Annotated in this window: 1 protein-coding gene; it reads right to left on the bottom strand. The window is 28.4% G+C overall.

Annotation, left to right across the window (positions count from 1 at the left end; genetic code table 11):
• Positions 1 to 430, bottom strand: a 430-nt coding sequence (locus tag KGF48_RS19990; RefSeq protein ID WP_227868504.1) for a transposase, incomplete at both ends; no start/stop codon positions are given.

The following is a 430-nucleotide window of genomic DNA, read 5'->3' as shown; positions in this document are numbered from 1 at the left end:
TCTTGTATTAATTTAGTAGATAGTTTTTGTAGAAAATCCTTTCGCCTATTAGCTATATGTTCTTGAAGTCTTGCAACTTTTAATCTTGCTTTATTTCTATTTAAACTACCGATTGTTTTTCTCGATAATTCCCTTTGTAATTTAGCAAGTTTGTTTAATGACTTCTGAAGATACTTAGGATTTTCTATAAATTGTCCACAACTTGAGATACAAAATTCTTTAATTCCTAAATCTAAACCTACCTGATTATTAGTATTTTCAAATGCTTCAATGTCTATATCAGTACAACATAATGATACATAATATTTACCACTTGGCTCCCTAGATACAGTAGCATTAAGTATTCTCCCTTGAGGTACTTGTTTATCCCTTACTTTAACCATACCAAGTTTAGGTAATTTTATATATTGACTAAAGTACATAATATTTC

Origin of the sequence: Clostridioides sp. ZZV15-6388, assembly GCF_020657755.1 — a bacterium.
GTDB lineage: Bacteria > Bacillota > Clostridia > Peptostreptococcales > Peptostreptococcaceae > Clostridioides.
Note: the sequence above shows the minus strand (reverse complement) of the source record. Positions and strands in the feature narration are given on the sequence as shown.